Below are 15,348 nucleotides of genomic sequence, written 5' to 3'. Positions count from 1 at the left end.
AATGGCTTTGCGTTATCCGCACAAGCAAGGCAGCCATGAGCCCCGATACCCTCACCGACCAACTGAGCCTGTTTCTCGATGTGCTGGAAACCGGCAGCTTTTCTGCTGCCGCACGCCGCCACCCGCTGACCCCGTCCGCCGTAGCCCGGCGCATCGACAACCTGGAAAGCGCGGTAGGCAGCCGCCTGTTCACCCGCAGCACCCACGCCGTGCGCGCCACACCCGCGGGCAACGCCTTCGCCGAACGGGCCAGGCGCATCATCGAAGAACTGCGCCTGGCCCGCGCCGAAGCGGTGTCGCTGAGCAATGCCCCCGAAGGCCTGATCCGCATCGACGCCCCGGCCGCATTCGGCCGCCGCCACCTGGCGCCGGCCATTGCCGACTTCCTGGTGGCCTACCCGGGCCTGGACGTGCAACTGCGCCTGATCGACAGCTTCGTCGACCTGCATGGCAGCCACCTCGGCGAAGTCGACCTGGTGCTGCGCGCCGGCCCGCTGGCCGATACCCGGCTGGTCGCCACGCCATTGGCCTACATGGTGCGTATCGCCTGCGCCAGCCCCGCCTACCTGGCCAGCCGCGGCATCCCCACCTGCCCCAGCGAATTGCCAGGGCACGACGGCCTGGACTGGGACGGCCTGGCGCCGCCCTTTGCCTGGCGCTTCAACGTGGCCGGGCAAACCCGCCTGTACCGCCCCGCACGCATGCGCATGGCCGCGAACAACGCCGAGACCCTGCTGTTCGGGGCGCTCGCCGGGTTGGGCATCGCCCACCTGCCCACCTGGTTGATCAGCGAGTACCTGCTGCGCGGTGAGCTGGTACCACTGTTTTGCGACGGCGGCTTGCCGCAAGCCGAAACCAGCGGTATCTACGCGCTACGCCTGGAACACGAAACGAACTCTCGCAGCCGTTTGCTGCTCGAATTTCTCAAGAGCCGCTTCAGCCCGATTCCACCCTGGGACCTGGCTTTGCGCAGCGAATTGCACAAGTAACGCGCGCACTAATGATCAGCGTGCCAGACTTACCCATTGGTTAACTTTCAAGGACCTGCATGAACGCCGACACCCAAGCCTCCTGTGACGAGCTGCTGCTGGAAAACCAGGTCTGCTTTGCCCTGCACTCCACCTCGTTGCTGATGACCAAGGTCTACAAACCACTGCTGCAGGCCCTGGGCCTGACCTACCCGCAGTACCTGGCCATGCTCGTGCTGTGGGAGCGTGATGGCCTGACCGTGGGTGAGATCAGCCAGCACCTGCTCACCGACCCCGGTTCGCTGACCCCGCTGCTCAAGCGCCTGGAAAGCGAAGGGCTGCTGCAGCGCAACCGCAGCCGCGAAGACGAACGGGTGGTGCTGGTGCAACTGACCGACAAAGGCCGCGCCCTGCAACAGCGGGCCAAGGAAGTGCCGCAGTGCATTCTCCAGGCCAGTGGGCGCAGCCTGGAACAGCTGCAGCAGTTGCAGGCCGACCTGCTGACCTTGCGCGAGAACCTGCAGAAGAACCTCTGATTACGGGCTGTGGGAGGGTCGTTCGGACGAATGGCAAAAATTTATCTTGCGCACTAAACAATTGCGCGCTAATTTAAATCCCACACCAACCCGCGCCCTTCCGCAGACGGAAGCGCACAACACGTTAGCGAGGCTCAAGATGCAAAAGGTCAATCCGCTGTACATCGCAGAAGCTACCTCCACCGGTGGGCGCGACGGCAAGTCCCGCTCCAGCGACGGCAAGCTGGAAGTCAAGCTCAGCACCCCCAAGGAGCTGGGTGGCGCTGGTGGTGACGGTACCAACCCTGAGCAGCTGTTTGCCGCCGGTTACTCGGCATGCTTCATCGGCGCCTTGAAGTTCGTGGCCGGGCAAGAGAAGAAAGCCCTGCCGGCAGAGGCCTCGATCACTGCGAAGGTCGGCATCGGCCAGATTCCGGGCGGGTTCGGCCTGGACATCGACCTGCACATCAACCTGCCGGGCCTGGCCCAGGCCGAGGCCGAAGGGCTGGTGGAAAAGGCGCACAAGGTGTGCCCATACTCGAACGCCACCCGCAATAACGTGGACGTACGCCTGCATGTGACCGTCTAAGGCTCGAAGCGGCCTTGCGGCCCATCGCGACGCAAGGCCGCTCCTACACAGGCGAGTGATGCAGGTAGCGATCCAGATACGAAAAAACCCGGCCAAGGCCGGGTTTTTTGCGTTTCACAAGAAGAATTACTTCTTGGAACGGCCCTTGAAGGAGCCATCGCGGGTGTCGATATCGATCCACTCGTCGATTTCGATGAAGTCGGCAACCTGGACTTCAGTACCGTTGGCCAGCTTGGCAGGCTTCATGACCTTGCCCGAGGTGTCGCCGCGAGCAGCGTTCTCGGTGTAGGTGACTTGGCGGCTGATGGTGGTCGGCAGTTCGACCGAAACCACTTTCTCTTCGTACATGGTCAGGGCGCAGACGTCCTGCATGCCTTCTTCGATGTACGGCAGAACGGCGTCGATGTCTTCGGCGTTCAGCTCGTACATGGTGTAGTCGGTGGTGTCCATGAAGGTATACGCGTCACCGCTGATGAAGGACAGGGTCACTTCCTTGCGGTCGAGGATCACGTCGTCCAGCTTGTCGTCGGCGAAATAGACGGTTTCAGTCTTGTAGCCGGTCAGCAGGTTCTTCAGCTTGGTCTTCATGATCGCGCTGTTGCGACCCGACTTGGTGAATTCGGCTTTCTGTACCAGCCACGGGTCGTTGTCGATCCGCAGTACGGTGCCGGGTTTCAGTTCTTTACCAGTTTTCATTACGCAGTATCCGAATCTGGATGGATTTATAAAAATCGAGGCCGCGTATCATAGCCAATTTCGGTAAAACTGTACCAGCGTCATGGCAAGGTCCGGCTGAGCGGCCTGTTGGGCACACCAGTGGCGGGCATGCGCCTGCAGCTCGTCCCAATGCACCAGCACCTCGCCCCAGGCGGCGTGCATGTCGCGTTGTGTGCGGCTGTCGAGGTTCCAGGCGCGCCACAGGTCGACCAGGGCGACAGCGGCAGCGTCCGACAGGCCCTGGCGATAAAGCGCCAGGAACGCTTCGAGTTTTTCCCAGTGGGCGTTCTCTTCCTGCACGTAGATGTGCCACAGCAGTGGCCGCCCCGCCCACTGCGCACGCACGAACGAATCCTCGCCACGCACGGCGTTGAAGTCGCAGCACCAGAGCAGACGGTCGTAATCGTCCTGGCTGACGAAAGGCAGCACCTGCACGGTCAGCGCACCCCGCTGGCGTACCGCCCCCACCGGCAGCGCAGGCTCGCCCAGCCAGGCACACAGGTCGCCGAGGATGCGCCCTTCCGGCACCAGCAGGTGGCTGGGCCGGGCATCTTCGGCCAGGGCCTGCAGCCAGCCACCCAGGTGCGGGTTCTCGTAGGCGAACAGCGAGATCAGCCGCGCGCCGTCCTGCACCTGTACGCCAAGCCCTGCAAGAAACGCGCTGCGCTGCGCCGGGTCGGCCGCGAAGGCCGCGCGGCGCGCCAGCAAGGCGGCCTCGCGTAGCAGGCCGCCGGTGCCGGCGGTAAAGCCGGGGAAGAAGAACACCGTGCGCAACCCGTTGCCTTGCGGCGATGGCAAGCCGTGGCACCCCTCCACCCAGTCTTCGGCACTGAGGTATTCCAGGTTCAGCCATAGCGCCGGTCGCGGCCGCGCGGCCAGTGCTTCGATATAGCCCGCCGGCAAGCGGCAGCCGAAGGCGCCGATAACCACGTCGGCACTGGCCACCGGTTGCCAGTCGGCCGGCCACTGGCGTATCTCGACGCCCTGCTGCCACTGCTGCTCGAGCATGGCATCGGCACCCGGGCACAGGCGCACGAACGCGCGCAGGTCGTCCACCCACAGGCGCACCGCCAGGCCATGTTCGGCCACCAACTGGCGAGCCAGGCGCCAGGTCACGCCGATATCGCCGTAGTTGTCGACAACGGTGCAAAAGATGTCCCAGCTGGCTTGCATGTGCCCTGCCCTCGCCCAACGGAAAAACCGCGAATTCTGCGGATAAATTGTCGCCGACAAAAGCACCCGCGCGGAAAAATGCCCAGGCGCATGCGACAATGCACCCCGAACCACCCTGCCAGGACAGTGCCATGCCCCGCCACCGTGAACTGAAGATCACCCTCAAGCCGTTACCGTTGACCCTGTGCGTTGCCCTGGGCCTGTGGCTCGGCGCCTTGGCCATCGCCGCCAGCCTGTGGCTGGCCCTGCAGCTGTGGCCAGAGCAGGTGCAGCCACTGGCCCAGGCGGTGGCGCCTGGCATTGCCCGGCCAGTTGCAGCGCCAGCCCCGGCGACGGACGCCCAGGCCGAGATGTTCGAGCGTTACAAGGACATCCTGCACAAGCAGGAGCAGCAACAGGCCGCCGAAGCCGCCCAGGGCAACCCGCGCAACCTGAACAGCCCCAAATGCCAGTTCTGGTTGCAGCAGAACCGCACCGCGCCCACTGACAAAAGCCAGGCCAACGTGCTGGAGTTCTGTTACTGACCATGGACAAGCCCCGCCTGCTGGCGCAGATCGTCGCCACCCTCGAGCGTGACCTGGACGTGCTGACACGCGCGGCACAGACCGCGTATGAAGCGGCCACCGCCGAGGAGAACATCGCCGAGAACAAGTACGACACCCTGGGCCTGGAAGCCTCGTACCTGGCCACTGGCCAGGCCCGCCGCAGCGCCGAGATCCGCACGGCGCTGCAGACCTACCAGCAACTGCTGCTGCGCGAGCATGACCCGGCACGCGGGGTGCAGATGAGCAACCTGGTGACGCTGGAAGATGAACACGGCGGGCAGCGGCGCCTGTTCCTCGGGCCCGAGGCGGCAGGGTTGAAGATTGGCGAGGGGGATGGGCTGGTCACGGTGATCACCCCGCGATCGCCGCTGGGGCAGCAGTTGATGGGCAAGCACGTGGATGATGAGGTGCGGCTGGGGTCGCAGATGTTGTTGATTGTCGATGTAGCCTGAGCTGCCCCGTCACCCGGCGCGGCCACACGCGGTCGTTTTGTAGGAGCGGCCTTGCGTCGCGATGGGGCGCACAGCGCCCCAGGGATCTGCGCGCCAGCATGAATAGTCGGGGCTGCTACGCAGCCCATCGCGACGCAAGGCCGCTCCTACAACGATCGCATGGGAGCCGCGCAGGACCGTCAAAGCGGCTGCAAGGCATCGAACCGCCTCGCCAGGCCCTGGTCGGCAAACTGCTCCACCACAAAATCGACAAACGCCCGGGTCTTGCCCGGCAACAGCTTGTGCTCGGCGAAATACAGGCTGATATGCCCATCGTCCACATACCAGTCCGGCAGCACCCGGCGCAGCCGCCCACTCTCCAGGTACGGGACCGCAAACGGCAGGCTCACCAGGGCAATCCCCAGCGCTTGCTCGGCCACGGCACACGCCGCGTCCGAGTCGCTCATGGTCATCGCCTGACGCAACGCCAGGGGCTGCTGTTCCTGCCAGCGGCTGGTCAACGGCCACGACCGCACCCGGCCGGTCTGCGGCGAGCGGATCAGGATACCGTCATGCCGTTGCAGGGCCTGTGGCTCGGTGACCGGTGCATGGCCGGCCAGATAAGCCGGCGCCGCCACCAGCACCCGGTGCGCCGGGGTCAACTTGCGCGCCACCACCCCTGGCGGCAGTTCGAAGCCGCCGCCAATCGCGGCATCGAAGCCCTGGCCGATCAGGTCGACCTGGCGGTTGTCGAAATGCCAGTCCGGGGTAATCGCCGGGTAGCGACGCAGGAACTCGCCCAGCAGCGGCAGCACGTACAAACGCCCGAACACCGTGCCCATGCTGACCCGCAACAACCCGGCCGGCTGGCCCTCGGCGCTGGCCAGGTTGGCCACGGCGTACTGGATGGTGCGAAAGCTGTCACCGACCTCCCCGAGAAATCGCTGCCCCGCTTCGGTCAGGGTCAGCTTGCGGGTACTACGCTGGAACAACCGCACCCCCAAGCGCGCTTCCAGCTGGGCGACATGCTTGCCTACCGCAGCCGGGGTGAGGCTCAGGCGCCTGGCAGCCTCGGCAAAACTGCCGACCTCGGCGCTGCGGATGAAACACTCCAAAGCGTTGAACGACTCCATGGCCATGATTCGCAACCAAAGGTTTACTCTGCTGATAGTGATTGCCATCTTATCAGCAGGTAATCAAGCGCCGATACTGCGCCCATCCAAGGCATTCCGGCCTGGCTTCCAGCAGGAGATCAGCATGACCAAGCAACACACCCTCGAAGGCAAAGTGGCCCTGGTACAGGGCGGTTCCCGTGGTATCGGCGCAGCCATCGTGCGGCGCCTGGCCCGCGAAGGCGCGCAGGTGGCCTTCACCTATGTGAGTTCCGCCGGGCCGGCAGAACAACTGGCGCGGGAAATTACCGAAAACGGCGGCCGAGCCCTGGCCCTGCGCGCCGACAGCGCCGATGCAGCAGCGGTACAACTGGCCGTCGATGACACCGTGAAGGCCTTCGGCCGGCTCGACATCCTGGTCAATAACGCCGGGGTACTGGCGGTGGCGCCAGTGACCGAGTTCGACCTGGCCGACTTCGACCACATGCTGGCGGTGAACGTGCGCAGCGTGTTCGTCGCCAGCCAGGCGGCGGCGGGCTACATGGGCCAGGGCGGGCGCATCATCAATATCGGCAGCACCAACGCCGAGCGCATGCCGTTTGCCGGCGGAGCGCCGTATGCCATGAGCAAATCGGCACTGGTCGGCCTGACGCGCGGCATGGCCCGTGACCTGGGGCCGAAAGGCATCACCGTGAACAACGTGCAGCCCGGGCCGGTAGATACCGACATGAACCCGGCCAGCGGTGAATTTGCCGAAAGCCTGATCCCGCTGATGGCGATCGGGCGGTATGGCGAGGCGGACGAGATCGCCAGCTTCGTCGCCTACCTGGCGGGGCCCGAGGCCGGCTATATCACCGGGGCCAGCCTGACTGTCGATGGTGGCTTTGCCGCCTGATTGAAGGCCCGCCTGTGCTGGCCTGTACGCAGGTAACCCCGCGAACAGGCCAGCACAGCTGTCGCCATTCGCTCACTCAGCTCGCGCCGTGGATAATTCGCCTTTACCTGCCCGTAACGAGAACCGCATGCATACCCCAACCTTGAGCCGCGCACTCATCCTGCTGATGGCCACCGCCACCGGCCTGGCCGTGGCCAGCAACTACTATGCGCAACCGCTGCTGCACAGCATCGCCCAACAGTTTGGCCTGAGCACCGCCAGCGCGGGCAGCATCGTGATTGCCGCACAGCTCAGCTATGGCGCCGGCCTGTTGCTGCTGGCGCCACTCGGTGACCTGTTCGAGCAGCGCCGGCTGATTACCGTGATGACCGCGATTGCCACCCTGGGCCTGGTGATCAGTGCCTGCGCACCGAGCCTGCCCTGGCTGATCCTCGGCACCGCGCTGACCGGGCTGTTCTCGGTGGTGGCGCAAATTCTGGTACCCATGGCTGCGGCCCTCAGCGAGCCTCATGCACGTGGGCGCGCAGTCGGCACGCTGATGAGCGGCCTGCTGCTGGGCATCCTGCTGGCACGCACCGCCGCCGGCTTCATGGCCGAGCTGGGCGGCTGGCGCAGCATCTACGTGCTGGCCGCCGTGCTGATGGCCATCACTGCCGTGGCGCTGTACCGCAGCCTGCCGCAACACCACAGCCATGCCGGGCTGAAATACCCGGCGCTGATCGGCTCGGTGTTCCGCCTGTTCGTCGAAGAGCCAGTGCTGCGCCTGCGCTCGCTGCTCGGCCTGCTGGCATTCAGCCTGTTCGCCCTGTTCTGGACACCGCTGGCGTTCTTGCTGGCAAAGGACCCGTACCACTATTCCGATGCCGTGATCGGCCTGTTCGGCCTGGCCGGTGCGGCGGGTGCGCTGTCGGCCAACTGGGCCGGGCGCCTGGCCGACCGCGGCAAGGGCGCGCTGGGCACCACCGTGGGCCTGGTGGTATTGCTGCTGTCCTGGGTTCCGCTGGGCTTTGCCGAGCAATCGTTATTGGCCCTGCTACTGGGCGTGCTGATGCTCGACCTGGCGGTGCAACTGGTGCACGTGAGCAACCAGAATGCGGTGATCGCCCTGCGCCCTGAAGCGCGTACGCGGCTGAATGCCGGTTACATCACCTGTTACTTCATCGGCGGGGCGCTGGGCTCGTTGCTGGGCACGCAATTGTTCCAGTACCAGGGCTGGATGGGCATCGTCGTCGCTGGGCTGGTGATTGGCGCGCTGGCATTGCTGGCGTGGGGGATGGCCGAGCGCAAGCGCAGGCAGCTGTTGCAGGTAGCCTGAGAATTCCGCGTTGGGTTTGTTCGCGGGCGCGCCTGCAGCCACAGCTATTCAGGCTTGTGGCCATCCCTAGACAGCAGGCATGCCGGCGAAGAGGCTCCAGCCATGGCGACAAAGTACCGCACTACCCTCCGTCGTCTGGCCGTTGACTTGCCCGCCATGGCAGCGCTCAGTAAGCGTTGGTCAATGCCCTTTCCCTGACAGGACGACGTTATGACAAGACTCACGGTGCAATCCGGCGATTTCTTGCAAGGTGAAGGCGAGTATCGCAACGGATCGCTCACGCTCAAGACCCCACGCAGCCCCTCCCCGGGCGAGCGCATTTCCCTGGCCCGCATCAGCGACCTGCGGCTGGCCAGCCTCGAATCCAGCCGTAGCCTGGGCAGCGCCCTGGGCTGGGGCGTGGCCGGCGCCCTGGTGGCCGGGCCGGTGGGGCTGCTGGCCGGGCTGTGGCTGGGCGGCAAGGAAGAACAAGCCACCTTCCTGGCCACCTTCAAGGACGGCCGCAAGCTCATGGCCAGTACCGATGGCAAGACCTGGTCGAAGATCGATGACAACTGGCGCCAGCACCGGCGGCCAGCCAGCAAAGGCTGACTGAGTATCGCAACGCCCGGATCGTTTTATGGGCAAGGCGGCGGTAAGATGCCGCCTTTTTCATGGCTTGTGCCGGCCTCTTCGCGGGCGTGCCCGCTCCCACAGTGATATCACTGCACCTGAGAACAGTGAGTTTCTGTGGCAGCGGGCACGCCCGCGAAGAGGCCGGCACAGGCGCAGCGCATCCAGGAGCCCCACCGCATGCCCCCGCGTCAACCCCGCCTGCCCCTGAGCCTGCTCAGCCTGGGCCTGGCCCTGCATTGCCCGCAGGTGCTGGCCGAAGACAGCGTGCTGCTGGCCCCGCTGCAGGTGGCCGACACCTATGCCAGCGACGGTTACCAGGCTCGCGAAGCCGCGGTGGGCGGCTTCCAGCCTGCGCCATTGCTCGATACCCCCGCCGCCATCAGTGTGTTCAGCCAGCAGTTGCTCGAAGACCGCCAGGTACGCCTGCTCAGCGAAGTGCTGCAAAGCGATGCCTCGGTAGGCGAAAGCTATGCCCCCATCGGTTACTACGAAAACTTCAACGTCCGTGGCTTCGAGCTCAATGCGGCCAGCAGCTACCGCATCAACGGCCAGACCATCGCCGGCGAGCAGAACGTGGCCCTGGAAAACAAGCAGCAGGTGGAGTTGCTCAAGGGCCTGTCGGGGCTGCAGAGCGGTGTGTCGGAGCCGGGCGGGCTGGTCAACTACGTGACCAAGCGCGCCGAGGACGTGCGCAGCGTCACCGTATCGACCAATGAACAGGGCGAACGCTACCTGGCCACCGACCTGGGCGGCTGGTTCGGCAGCGAGCGGCAATTTGGCCTGCGCGCCAACCTGGCCCATGAAGACATCCGCTCGTATGTCGACCACGCCGATGGCCAGCGCGACTTCGCCTCGCTGGCCTTCGACTGGCAGCTCAACCCGGATGCCACCTTGCAGCTGGATGCTGAATACCAGCACCGCGAACAACGTTCGGTGCCGGGCTATCAACTGCTCGGCGGCAGCACTGTGCCCCATGGCATCGATCCCGACGACCGCCTCGCCTACCAGCACTGGGCCAAGCCGGTGCAGAACGACTCGCTGAACCTGGGTGGGCGCTTCGAGTACCACTTCAACGAGGCCTGGAGCGGAACCTTGAGCGCCTCGCGCAGCAAGGTGGTGATCGACGACTACAGTTCGTTTGCCTGGGGCTCGAGCGCAGGCGCGTTCTTCGGCAGCAACGGCGACTACGATATCTACGACTTCCGCAGCCCCGACGATACCCGCCGCACCGATGAGGCACAGGCGATGCTCAATGGGCGTTTCGACGCGCTAGGCGTGGCGCATGAGCTGACCGTAGGTACCAGCGCGCAGCGGCGCACCCTGGATCAGCGCCCGTACTACAACGAGTGGCTCGGCACCGGCAACATTCATGCGGGTAGCCCGGTGCTCGCCCCGTCCGGCAAACCTGTCGGCGCCAGCGAACGCCGCCTGGACAGCCGCCAGTACGGCCTGTTCATCAGCGACCGCATCAGCTTCAGCGAGCAATGGCAGACCGTGCTGGGCGCGCGTGAAGTGCGCCTGGATGAACAGACCTGGGACGAAAACGGCGCCGCAGGCCGCCATACCCGACAGTACCAGCTGCTACCCAATGCCGCGTTGATCTACAAGCCGCAGCCGGATACCACGCTATATGCCAGCTATGCCAAAGGCCTGTCAGCAGGCGGCACAGCCCCTTGGTTTGCCAGCAACGCCGCGGAAATACTTGCGCCGACCACGTCGCACCAGCTGGAACTGGGCCTCAAGCATGACTGGCAAGGCCTGAGCTTCAGCGCCGCGCTGTTCCAGATCCGCCAGGCGTATCAATATGCGCGCCCGGACGGCGCAGGCCACTACACCTACGTCCAGCAAGGCCAGCAGAAGAACACCGGCCTGGAACTGGGCGCCAGCGGCTGGCTGACCTCGAACCTGCAGGTGCAGGCCAGCGCCGCCGCCATACGCGCACGGGTGCAGGACAGCGGTACCGATGCCTATGAAGGCCACCAGGCGATCAATGTGCCCAGGCTGCGGGCGGCGCTGCAGGCGGAATACACCCTGCCGGTGCCGGGCCTGGCGTTGCTCGGCGGCGCACGCTACAGCGCCAGCAAGTATGCGAGCCAGGCGGGGAACGTGGAGGTTGGCGGGTACACCGTGTTCGATCTCGGCAGCCGATACCGCCTGCGGGTCGGGGAATATGACACGGTGCTGCGGCTGACAGTGGATAACCTGTTCGACAAGCGCTACTGGCGCGACGTGGGCGACTACCTGGGCGACAACTACCTGTTCCAGGGGGCACCGCGGACCGCCCGGCTTTCGGCCTCGGTGAGTTTCTGAGACCGTGGGGCCGCGTTGCGGCCCATCGCGCCACAGGCAGATCGCGTCAGGTCAAGCTGCGCGCGCCCCGGTAAGCGGCAGCCTTGTGTCGCGGGGGCTGCGCAGCAACCCTCCTTCCCCGGAAAACAAAAAGCCCCCGGCTTTTCAGCGCGGGGGCTCTTCGTAGAATGTGGCGGTGAAGAAGGGATTTGAACCCTTGATACGATTTCTCGTATACACACTTTCCAGGCGTGCTCCTTCGACCACTCGGACACTTCACCGTTTTCTCTTCAAGCCTTTCAGCCTGTCGAGGCGCGCTAATTTAGTGGAAGGTCTTTCCTTTGGCAAGCATTTTTTTCAATTTTTTCATGCATTTGCATTTGAGCCGCGGCGAACGCTGACCGACCGGTCAGCCTTGCTGCTTTACCTCGCCCCTGGCGCTGGGTAACGTCGTCGCCACGCCAACAAAAGGACTCTGCCATGAGCGAGCTGATTACCTACCACGCCGAAGACGGCATCGCCACCCTGACCCTGAACAACGGCAAGGTCAATGCCATTTCGCCAGACGTCATCGCCGCGTTCAACGCCGCGCTCGACCGCGCCACTGAAGAACGCGCGGTGGTGATCATCACCGGCCAGCCGGGGATTCTGTCCGGCGGCTACGACCTCAAGGTAATGACCAGCGGCCCGCAACAAGCCATCAGCCTGGTCACCGCCGGTTCCACCCTCGCCCGCCGCCTGCTCGCGCACCCGTTCCCGGTGGTGGTCGCCTGCCCGGGCAATGCCGTGGCCAAGGGCGCCTTCCTGCTGCTGTCCGGCGACTATCGCATCGGCGTCGAAGGGCCGTACAAGGTGTGCCTGAACGAAGTGCAGATCGGCATGACCATGCACCATGCCGGTATCGAGCTGGCCCGCGACCGCTTGCGCCGTTCGGCCTTCCACCGCGCGGTGATCAACGCCGAAGTGTTTGACCCGCAAGGCGCGGTAGAGGCCGGCTTCCTCGACAAGGTGGTGCCTGCCGAACAGTTGCATGAGGCCGCACTGGCGGCGGCGCGCGAGCTGAAGAAGCTGAACATGCTGGCGCACAAGAACACCAAGCTGAAGGTACGCAAAGGGTTGCTGGACGCGCTGGACAAGGCGATCGAGCTGGACCAGCAGCATATGGGTTGAGCACTGGCGTTATCGCGGAAGCCCCTCCCCAGAGGCCTCGCCGCAGCTGTGGCAGCGGGGTTGTCCGCGAACCGGCCAGTACTGCTCGCAGCAGAGTTTGCCCAGACCAGTGCACACCCGTACACTGCCCGGCGACTGTCTGGTGTGAGTCGTACCATGCTCTACTCCCTTCGCATGTTTCTGCTGGCGCTGCATTTTCTTGCGGTTGGCGCCGTGGGCCTGGTCATTGGCCTGTGCCGCCCGTTCAACCCCGACAACAGCCGCGTATTCGCCCGCCTCTACAGCCTGCCCGCCACCTGGCTGATGCGGCTCAAGGTCAAGGCCGAAGTCGGCCCGCTGTGGGACCAGCCGCCCGGCTGCGTGATCGTCGCCAACCACCAGTCCAACTTCGACCTGTTCGTGCTGGGCCAGGTGGTGCCCCGGCGCACCGTGGCCATCGGCAAGAAGAGCCTGGGCTGGATCCCGCTGTTCGGCCAGCTGTTCTGGCTGGGCGGCAACGTGCTGGTCGACCGCAAGAACGCCTATCAGGCACGCAAGGCCCTGCAGAAGACCACCCGGGTGCTGCAGGATGACACCTCGATCTGGATTTTCCCGGAAGGTACGCGCAATGCCGGCGAGCAGCTGCTGGCGTTCAAGAAGGGGGCGTTCCACATGGCCATCGAGGCCGGTGTACCGATCGTGCCGGTGTGCGTCAGCCGTTACGCCGGGCGCCTGAGCCTGAACAGCTGGCGCCGGCGCACGGTGATCGTGCGCTCGCTGCCGCCGATCGCCACCGCGGGCATGACCCTGCAGGACCTGCCGGCGCTGATCGAGCAGTGCCGGGTGCAAATGCAACATTGCATCGATCGCATGGAAGCTGAACTGGCCGAGCGCTAGGCCGCCTGCGTGGGCCGCTTCGCGGCTGAAGCCGCGAAGCAGCCAGCTCCGATTCCAGCCCCGGCAGGTTGCTCTTGCGCCAGCTACAGCCCAAGCTGTACGTCGTGTCCAACCGGAATAAGCGAACAACCATGGGTCGAGTCGTGGCATCGGCGGTGTACAGCGCCGGCAGAAAGGTCACCAACATCAGCATCGACGAAGGCAGCGAGTGGGCACGCAAGCCCGGGCACTTCGTGTGGATCGGCCTGGAAGAGCCCAACGCCGAGGAGCTGGCCAACCTGCAGCGGCAGTTCAACCTGCACGAACTGGCCATCGAGGACGCCCTGGAAAAGCACAGCCGGCCCAAGCTGGAAACCTTCGGCGACGCCCTGTTCATCGTCACCTACTCGCCGGTGCGCCACGAAGGCAAGCTGGAGTTCATCGAAACCCACATCTTCGCCGGCAACGGCTACATCATCACCTGCCGCAACGGCCACTCGAAATCCTACGCCCTGGTGCGTCAGCGCTGCGAGGCGCGGCCATTGCTGCTGGAGCACGGCGAGGACTTCGTGCTGTACGCCCTGCTCGACTTCGTCACCGAGAACTACCAGCCGGTCAGCGAGGCCATTCATGGCGAGATCGAGGAGCTGGAGCAGAGCGTGCTCGGTGGCTCGCTGCAGGAGGACGATATCCGCCGCCTGCACAGCCTGCGCCGCGACATCCTGCGCCTGCGCCGCTACGTGGCGCCGATGGTGGAGGTGAGCGAGGAACTGCAGCGCCTGAGCTTCCCGTTCATCGACAAGAACATGCGCCCGTATTTCCGCGATGTGCAGATCCACGTGACACGGCAGATGGAGGACCTGGCCGGCATCCGCGACATCGCCAGCCAGACCATCGAGATCGGCATGCTGCTGGAGTCGTCGCGGCAGAGCATCGTGCAGCGCAAGTTCGCCGCCTGGGCGGCGATCCTGGCGTTCCCTACGGCGATTGCCGGGATTTACGGGATGAACTTCCAGAACATGCCGGAGCTGGGCTGGCACTACGGCTATTTTGCGGTGCTGGGCGTGATCGGCTTGGGCTGCAGCGGGTTGTATGCCAGCTTCAAGAAGTCGGGCTGGCTCTAGGCTCTGTGTGAAAAGCCTTGATACTCGGTGATGCTGCGTTGAAAACAGCCTCGGAATGCTCATTTACAACCCGTAAACTCCGCTTCTTCGGCTGTTTTCGCCTTGCCTGACCTTCGTCTCAAGACTTTTCACACAGACCCTAGAAAGCCGGGGCCGGGTTGCGGCCCCCGGCCGTTACGCCGCGTCGTGCTTGCTGATCGGGTGCTGGATGAAGCGCAGCATCCACTCCCCGACCAGGTCCCCCTGGTGCTCGGTGGCCAGGCTGGCCACCGCCTTGTGGTACACCTCATCCCCCAGGTATTCCTGGCGCGCATCCAGTAGCGCACGGGAATAGTCATGGACGAACTCCGGGTGGCCCTGGAAGCACAGCACCTGGTCACCAATGTGGTAGGCCGCGTTCGGGCAGAAGTCGCTGGAGGCAATCACCGTGGCCCCCTCGGGCAACGCGGTCACCTGGTCCTGATGGCTGATCAGCAAGGTCAGCTCCGACACTTCCGGGTCCATCCACGGCGCATGGGCCGCCAGCGAATAGCGATGAATACCCACGCCCCAGCCCTGCTCGGCGCGTTCGGCCTTGCCGCCCAGGGTCAACGCCAGCAACTGGTGGCCGAAACACACCCCCAACAACTTCTCGCCACGCTCGTACAGCTTCAGCAGGTAGGCCTTGAGGGTCTGGATCCAGGGGTCGGTACCGAAGGAATCGGCCTTGCTGCCGGTCACCAGGTACGCATCGAACACTTCCTCGTCGGCGGGGTAATCGCCATTCATCACGTTGTACACACGAAACTCGGCGGCGATCGGCTGACGCGAGAAGAGCTGCTCGAACATCCTGCCGTAGCCCTGGTACTGCGCGATCAACTCCGGTCGCAGGACATCGGTTTCAAGGATGCAGATGCGTAACGACATAGGGATAGTCCTGAACGACATAGGTGGGAATCTGCTGTAGAGACTGACGCGAAAGGCACGTACAAGCAAGTAGGGCGCACTGACGAACGGTCACATTTCGTCGGCGCGCTGCTGGCACTTGCGCCACTG

Annotated in this window: 16 protein-coding genes and 1 tRNA gene; 12 read left to right on the top strand and 5 right to left on the bottom strand. The window is 64.6% G+C overall.

Features of this window, described 5'->3' with window-relative positions:
• Positions 1-35 precede the first annotated feature (35 nt).
• From ACJA3S_RS07180 to ACJA3S_RS07170, 3 genes are all read left to right on the top strand, one after another.
• Positions 36-989: a LysR family transcriptional regulator gene (locus ACJA3S_RS07180; RefSeq protein WP_406821315.1), complete on the top strand. Its 954-nt coding sequence runs from the start codon at positions 36-38 to the stop codon at positions 987-989.
• Positions 990-1,048: 59 nt separating this feature from the next.
• Complete coding sequence (locus tag ACJA3S_RS07175) at positions 1,049-1,504, top strand: MarR family winged helix-turn-helix transcriptional regulator (RefSeq protein WP_406821314.1); 456 nt, start codon at positions 1,049-1,051, stop codon at positions 1,502-1,504.
• Positions 1,505-1,643: 139 nt separating this feature from the next.
• Positions 1,644-2,072, top strand: coding sequence for an organic hydroperoxide resistance protein (locus ACJA3S_RS07170; RefSeq protein ID WP_170028871.1), 429 nt, complete (start codon positions 1,644-1,646; stop codon positions 2,070-2,072).
• 126 nt (positions 2,073-2,198) lie between these two features.
• Here the strand turns inward: ACJA3S_RS07170 and efp are convergent, their stop codons facing one another.
• On the bottom strand, positions 2,199-2,768 hold the full coding sequence (gene efp / locus ACJA3S_RS07165) for an elongation factor P (RefSeq protein WP_170028870.1): 570 nt from the start codon (positions 2,766-2,768) through the stop codon (positions 2,199-2,201).
• A gap of 48 nt (positions 2,769-2,816) precedes the next feature.
• A complete protein-coding gene (gene earP, locus ACJA3S_RS07160; RefSeq protein WP_406821313.1) occupies positions 2,817-3,962 on the bottom strand; it encodes an elongation factor P maturation arginine rhamnosyltransferase EarP in 1,146 nt (381 codons plus the stop codon).
• A 131-nt stretch (positions 3,963-4,093) separates the two neighbouring features.
• Here earP and ACJA3S_RS07155 point away from each other — a divergent pair, with 131 nt between their 5' ends.
• Positions 4,094-4,486: a hypothetical protein gene (locus tag ACJA3S_RS07155; RefSeq protein ID WP_406821312.1), complete on the top strand. Its 393-nt coding sequence runs from the start codon at positions 4,094-4,096 to the stop codon at positions 4,484-4,486.
• A gap of 2 nt (positions 4,487-4,488) precedes the next feature.
• Positions 4,489-4,959: a transcription elongation factor GreAB gene (locus tag ACJA3S_RS07150; protein WP_406821311.1), complete on the top strand. Its 471-nt coding sequence runs from the start codon at positions 4,489-4,491 to the stop codon at positions 4,957-4,959.
• 179 nt (positions 4,960-5,138) lie between these two features.
• Here the strand turns inward: ACJA3S_RS07150 and ACJA3S_RS07145 are convergent, their stop codons facing one another.
• Positions 5,139-6,077 carry a LysR family transcriptional regulator gene (locus tag ACJA3S_RS07145; protein WP_406821310.1) on the bottom strand — a complete coding sequence of 313 codons (939 nt, stop codon included), beginning with the start codon at positions 6,075-6,077 and terminating at the stop codon, positions 5,139-5,141.
• A 118-nt stretch (positions 6,078-6,195) separates the two neighbouring features.
• Between ACJA3S_RS07145 and ACJA3S_RS07140 the strand changes: the two genes are divergently transcribed.
• The 4 genes from ACJA3S_RS07140 (at position 6,196) to ACJA3S_RS07125 (ending at position 11,185) form a co-directional block, all read left to right on the top strand.
• Positions 6,196-6,945, top strand: a complete 750-nt coding sequence (locus ACJA3S_RS07140; RefSeq protein ID WP_170028865.1) for a 3-oxoacyl-ACP reductase family protein — start codon at positions 6,196-6,198, stop codon at positions 6,943-6,945.
• Positions 6,946-7,072: 127 nt separating this feature from the next.
• Positions 7,073-8,260, top strand: a complete 1,188-nt coding sequence (locus tag ACJA3S_RS07135) for an MFS transporter (protein ID WP_406821309.1) — start codon at positions 7,073-7,075, stop codon at positions 8,258-8,260.
• A 210-nt stretch (positions 8,261-8,470) separates the two neighbouring features.
• Positions 8,471-8,851 (top strand): hypothetical protein, encoded by a 381-nt coding sequence (locus ACJA3S_RS07130; RefSeq protein WP_170028863.1) that lies wholly within the window; start codon positions 8,471-8,473, stop codon positions 8,849-8,851.
• Between the two features lie 201 nt (positions 8,852-9,052).
• Entirely contained in the window at positions 9,053-11,185 is a 2,133-nt protein-coding gene (locus ACJA3S_RS07125; protein WP_406821308.1) for a TonB-dependent siderophore receptor, read from the top strand.
• 170 nt (positions 11,186-11,355) lie between these two features.
• Here ACJA3S_RS07125 and ACJA3S_RS07120 read toward each other — a convergent pair.
• Positions 11,356-11,445, bottom strand: a tRNA-Ser gene (locus ACJA3S_RS07120).
• A 199-nt stretch (positions 11,446-11,644) separates the two neighbouring features.
• On the opposite strand from ACJA3S_RS07120, the gene ACJA3S_RS07115 reads away from it, so the two are divergent.
• The 3 genes from ACJA3S_RS07115 to ACJA3S_RS07105 all read left to right on the top strand — a co-directional run bounded on the left by ACJA3S_RS07115 (position 11,645) and on the right by ACJA3S_RS07105 (position 14,313).
• Positions 11,645-12,334 carry a crotonase/enoyl-CoA hydratase family protein gene (locus tag ACJA3S_RS07115; RefSeq protein WP_406821307.1) on the top strand — a complete coding sequence of 230 codons (690 nt, stop codon included), beginning with the start codon at positions 11,645-11,647 and terminating at the stop codon, positions 12,332-12,334.
• 156 nt (positions 12,335-12,490) lie between these two features.
• Positions 12,491-13,210 (top strand): lysophospholipid acyltransferase family protein, encoded by a 720-nt coding sequence (locus ACJA3S_RS07110; protein ID WP_406821306.1) that lies wholly within the window; start codon positions 12,491-12,493, stop codon positions 13,208-13,210.
• A gap of 131 nt (positions 13,211-13,341) precedes the next feature.
• Positions 13,342-14,313: a magnesium and cobalt transport protein CorA gene (locus ACJA3S_RS07105; RefSeq protein ID WP_186689003.1), complete on the top strand. Its 972-nt coding sequence runs from the start codon at positions 13,342-13,344 to the stop codon at positions 14,311-14,313.
• 174 nt (positions 14,314-14,487) lie between these two features.
• Here the strand turns inward: ACJA3S_RS07105 and ACJA3S_RS07100 are convergent, their stop codons facing one another.
• Positions 14,488-15,219, bottom strand: coding sequence for an amidotransferase (locus ACJA3S_RS07100; RefSeq protein ID WP_170028858.1), 732 nt, complete (start codon positions 15,217-15,219; stop codon positions 14,488-14,490).
• Positions 15,220-15,348 lie beyond the last annotated feature (129 nt).

It is taken from the genome of Pseudomonas sp. KnCO4 (assembly GCF_045344305.1).
In the GTDB taxonomy this organism is placed as follows: domain Bacteria; phylum Pseudomonadota; class Gammaproteobacteria; order Pseudomonadales; family Pseudomonadaceae; genus Aquipseudomonas; species Aquipseudomonas anuradhapurensis.
Note: the sequence above shows the minus strand (reverse complement) of the source record. Positions and strands in the feature narration are given on the sequence as shown.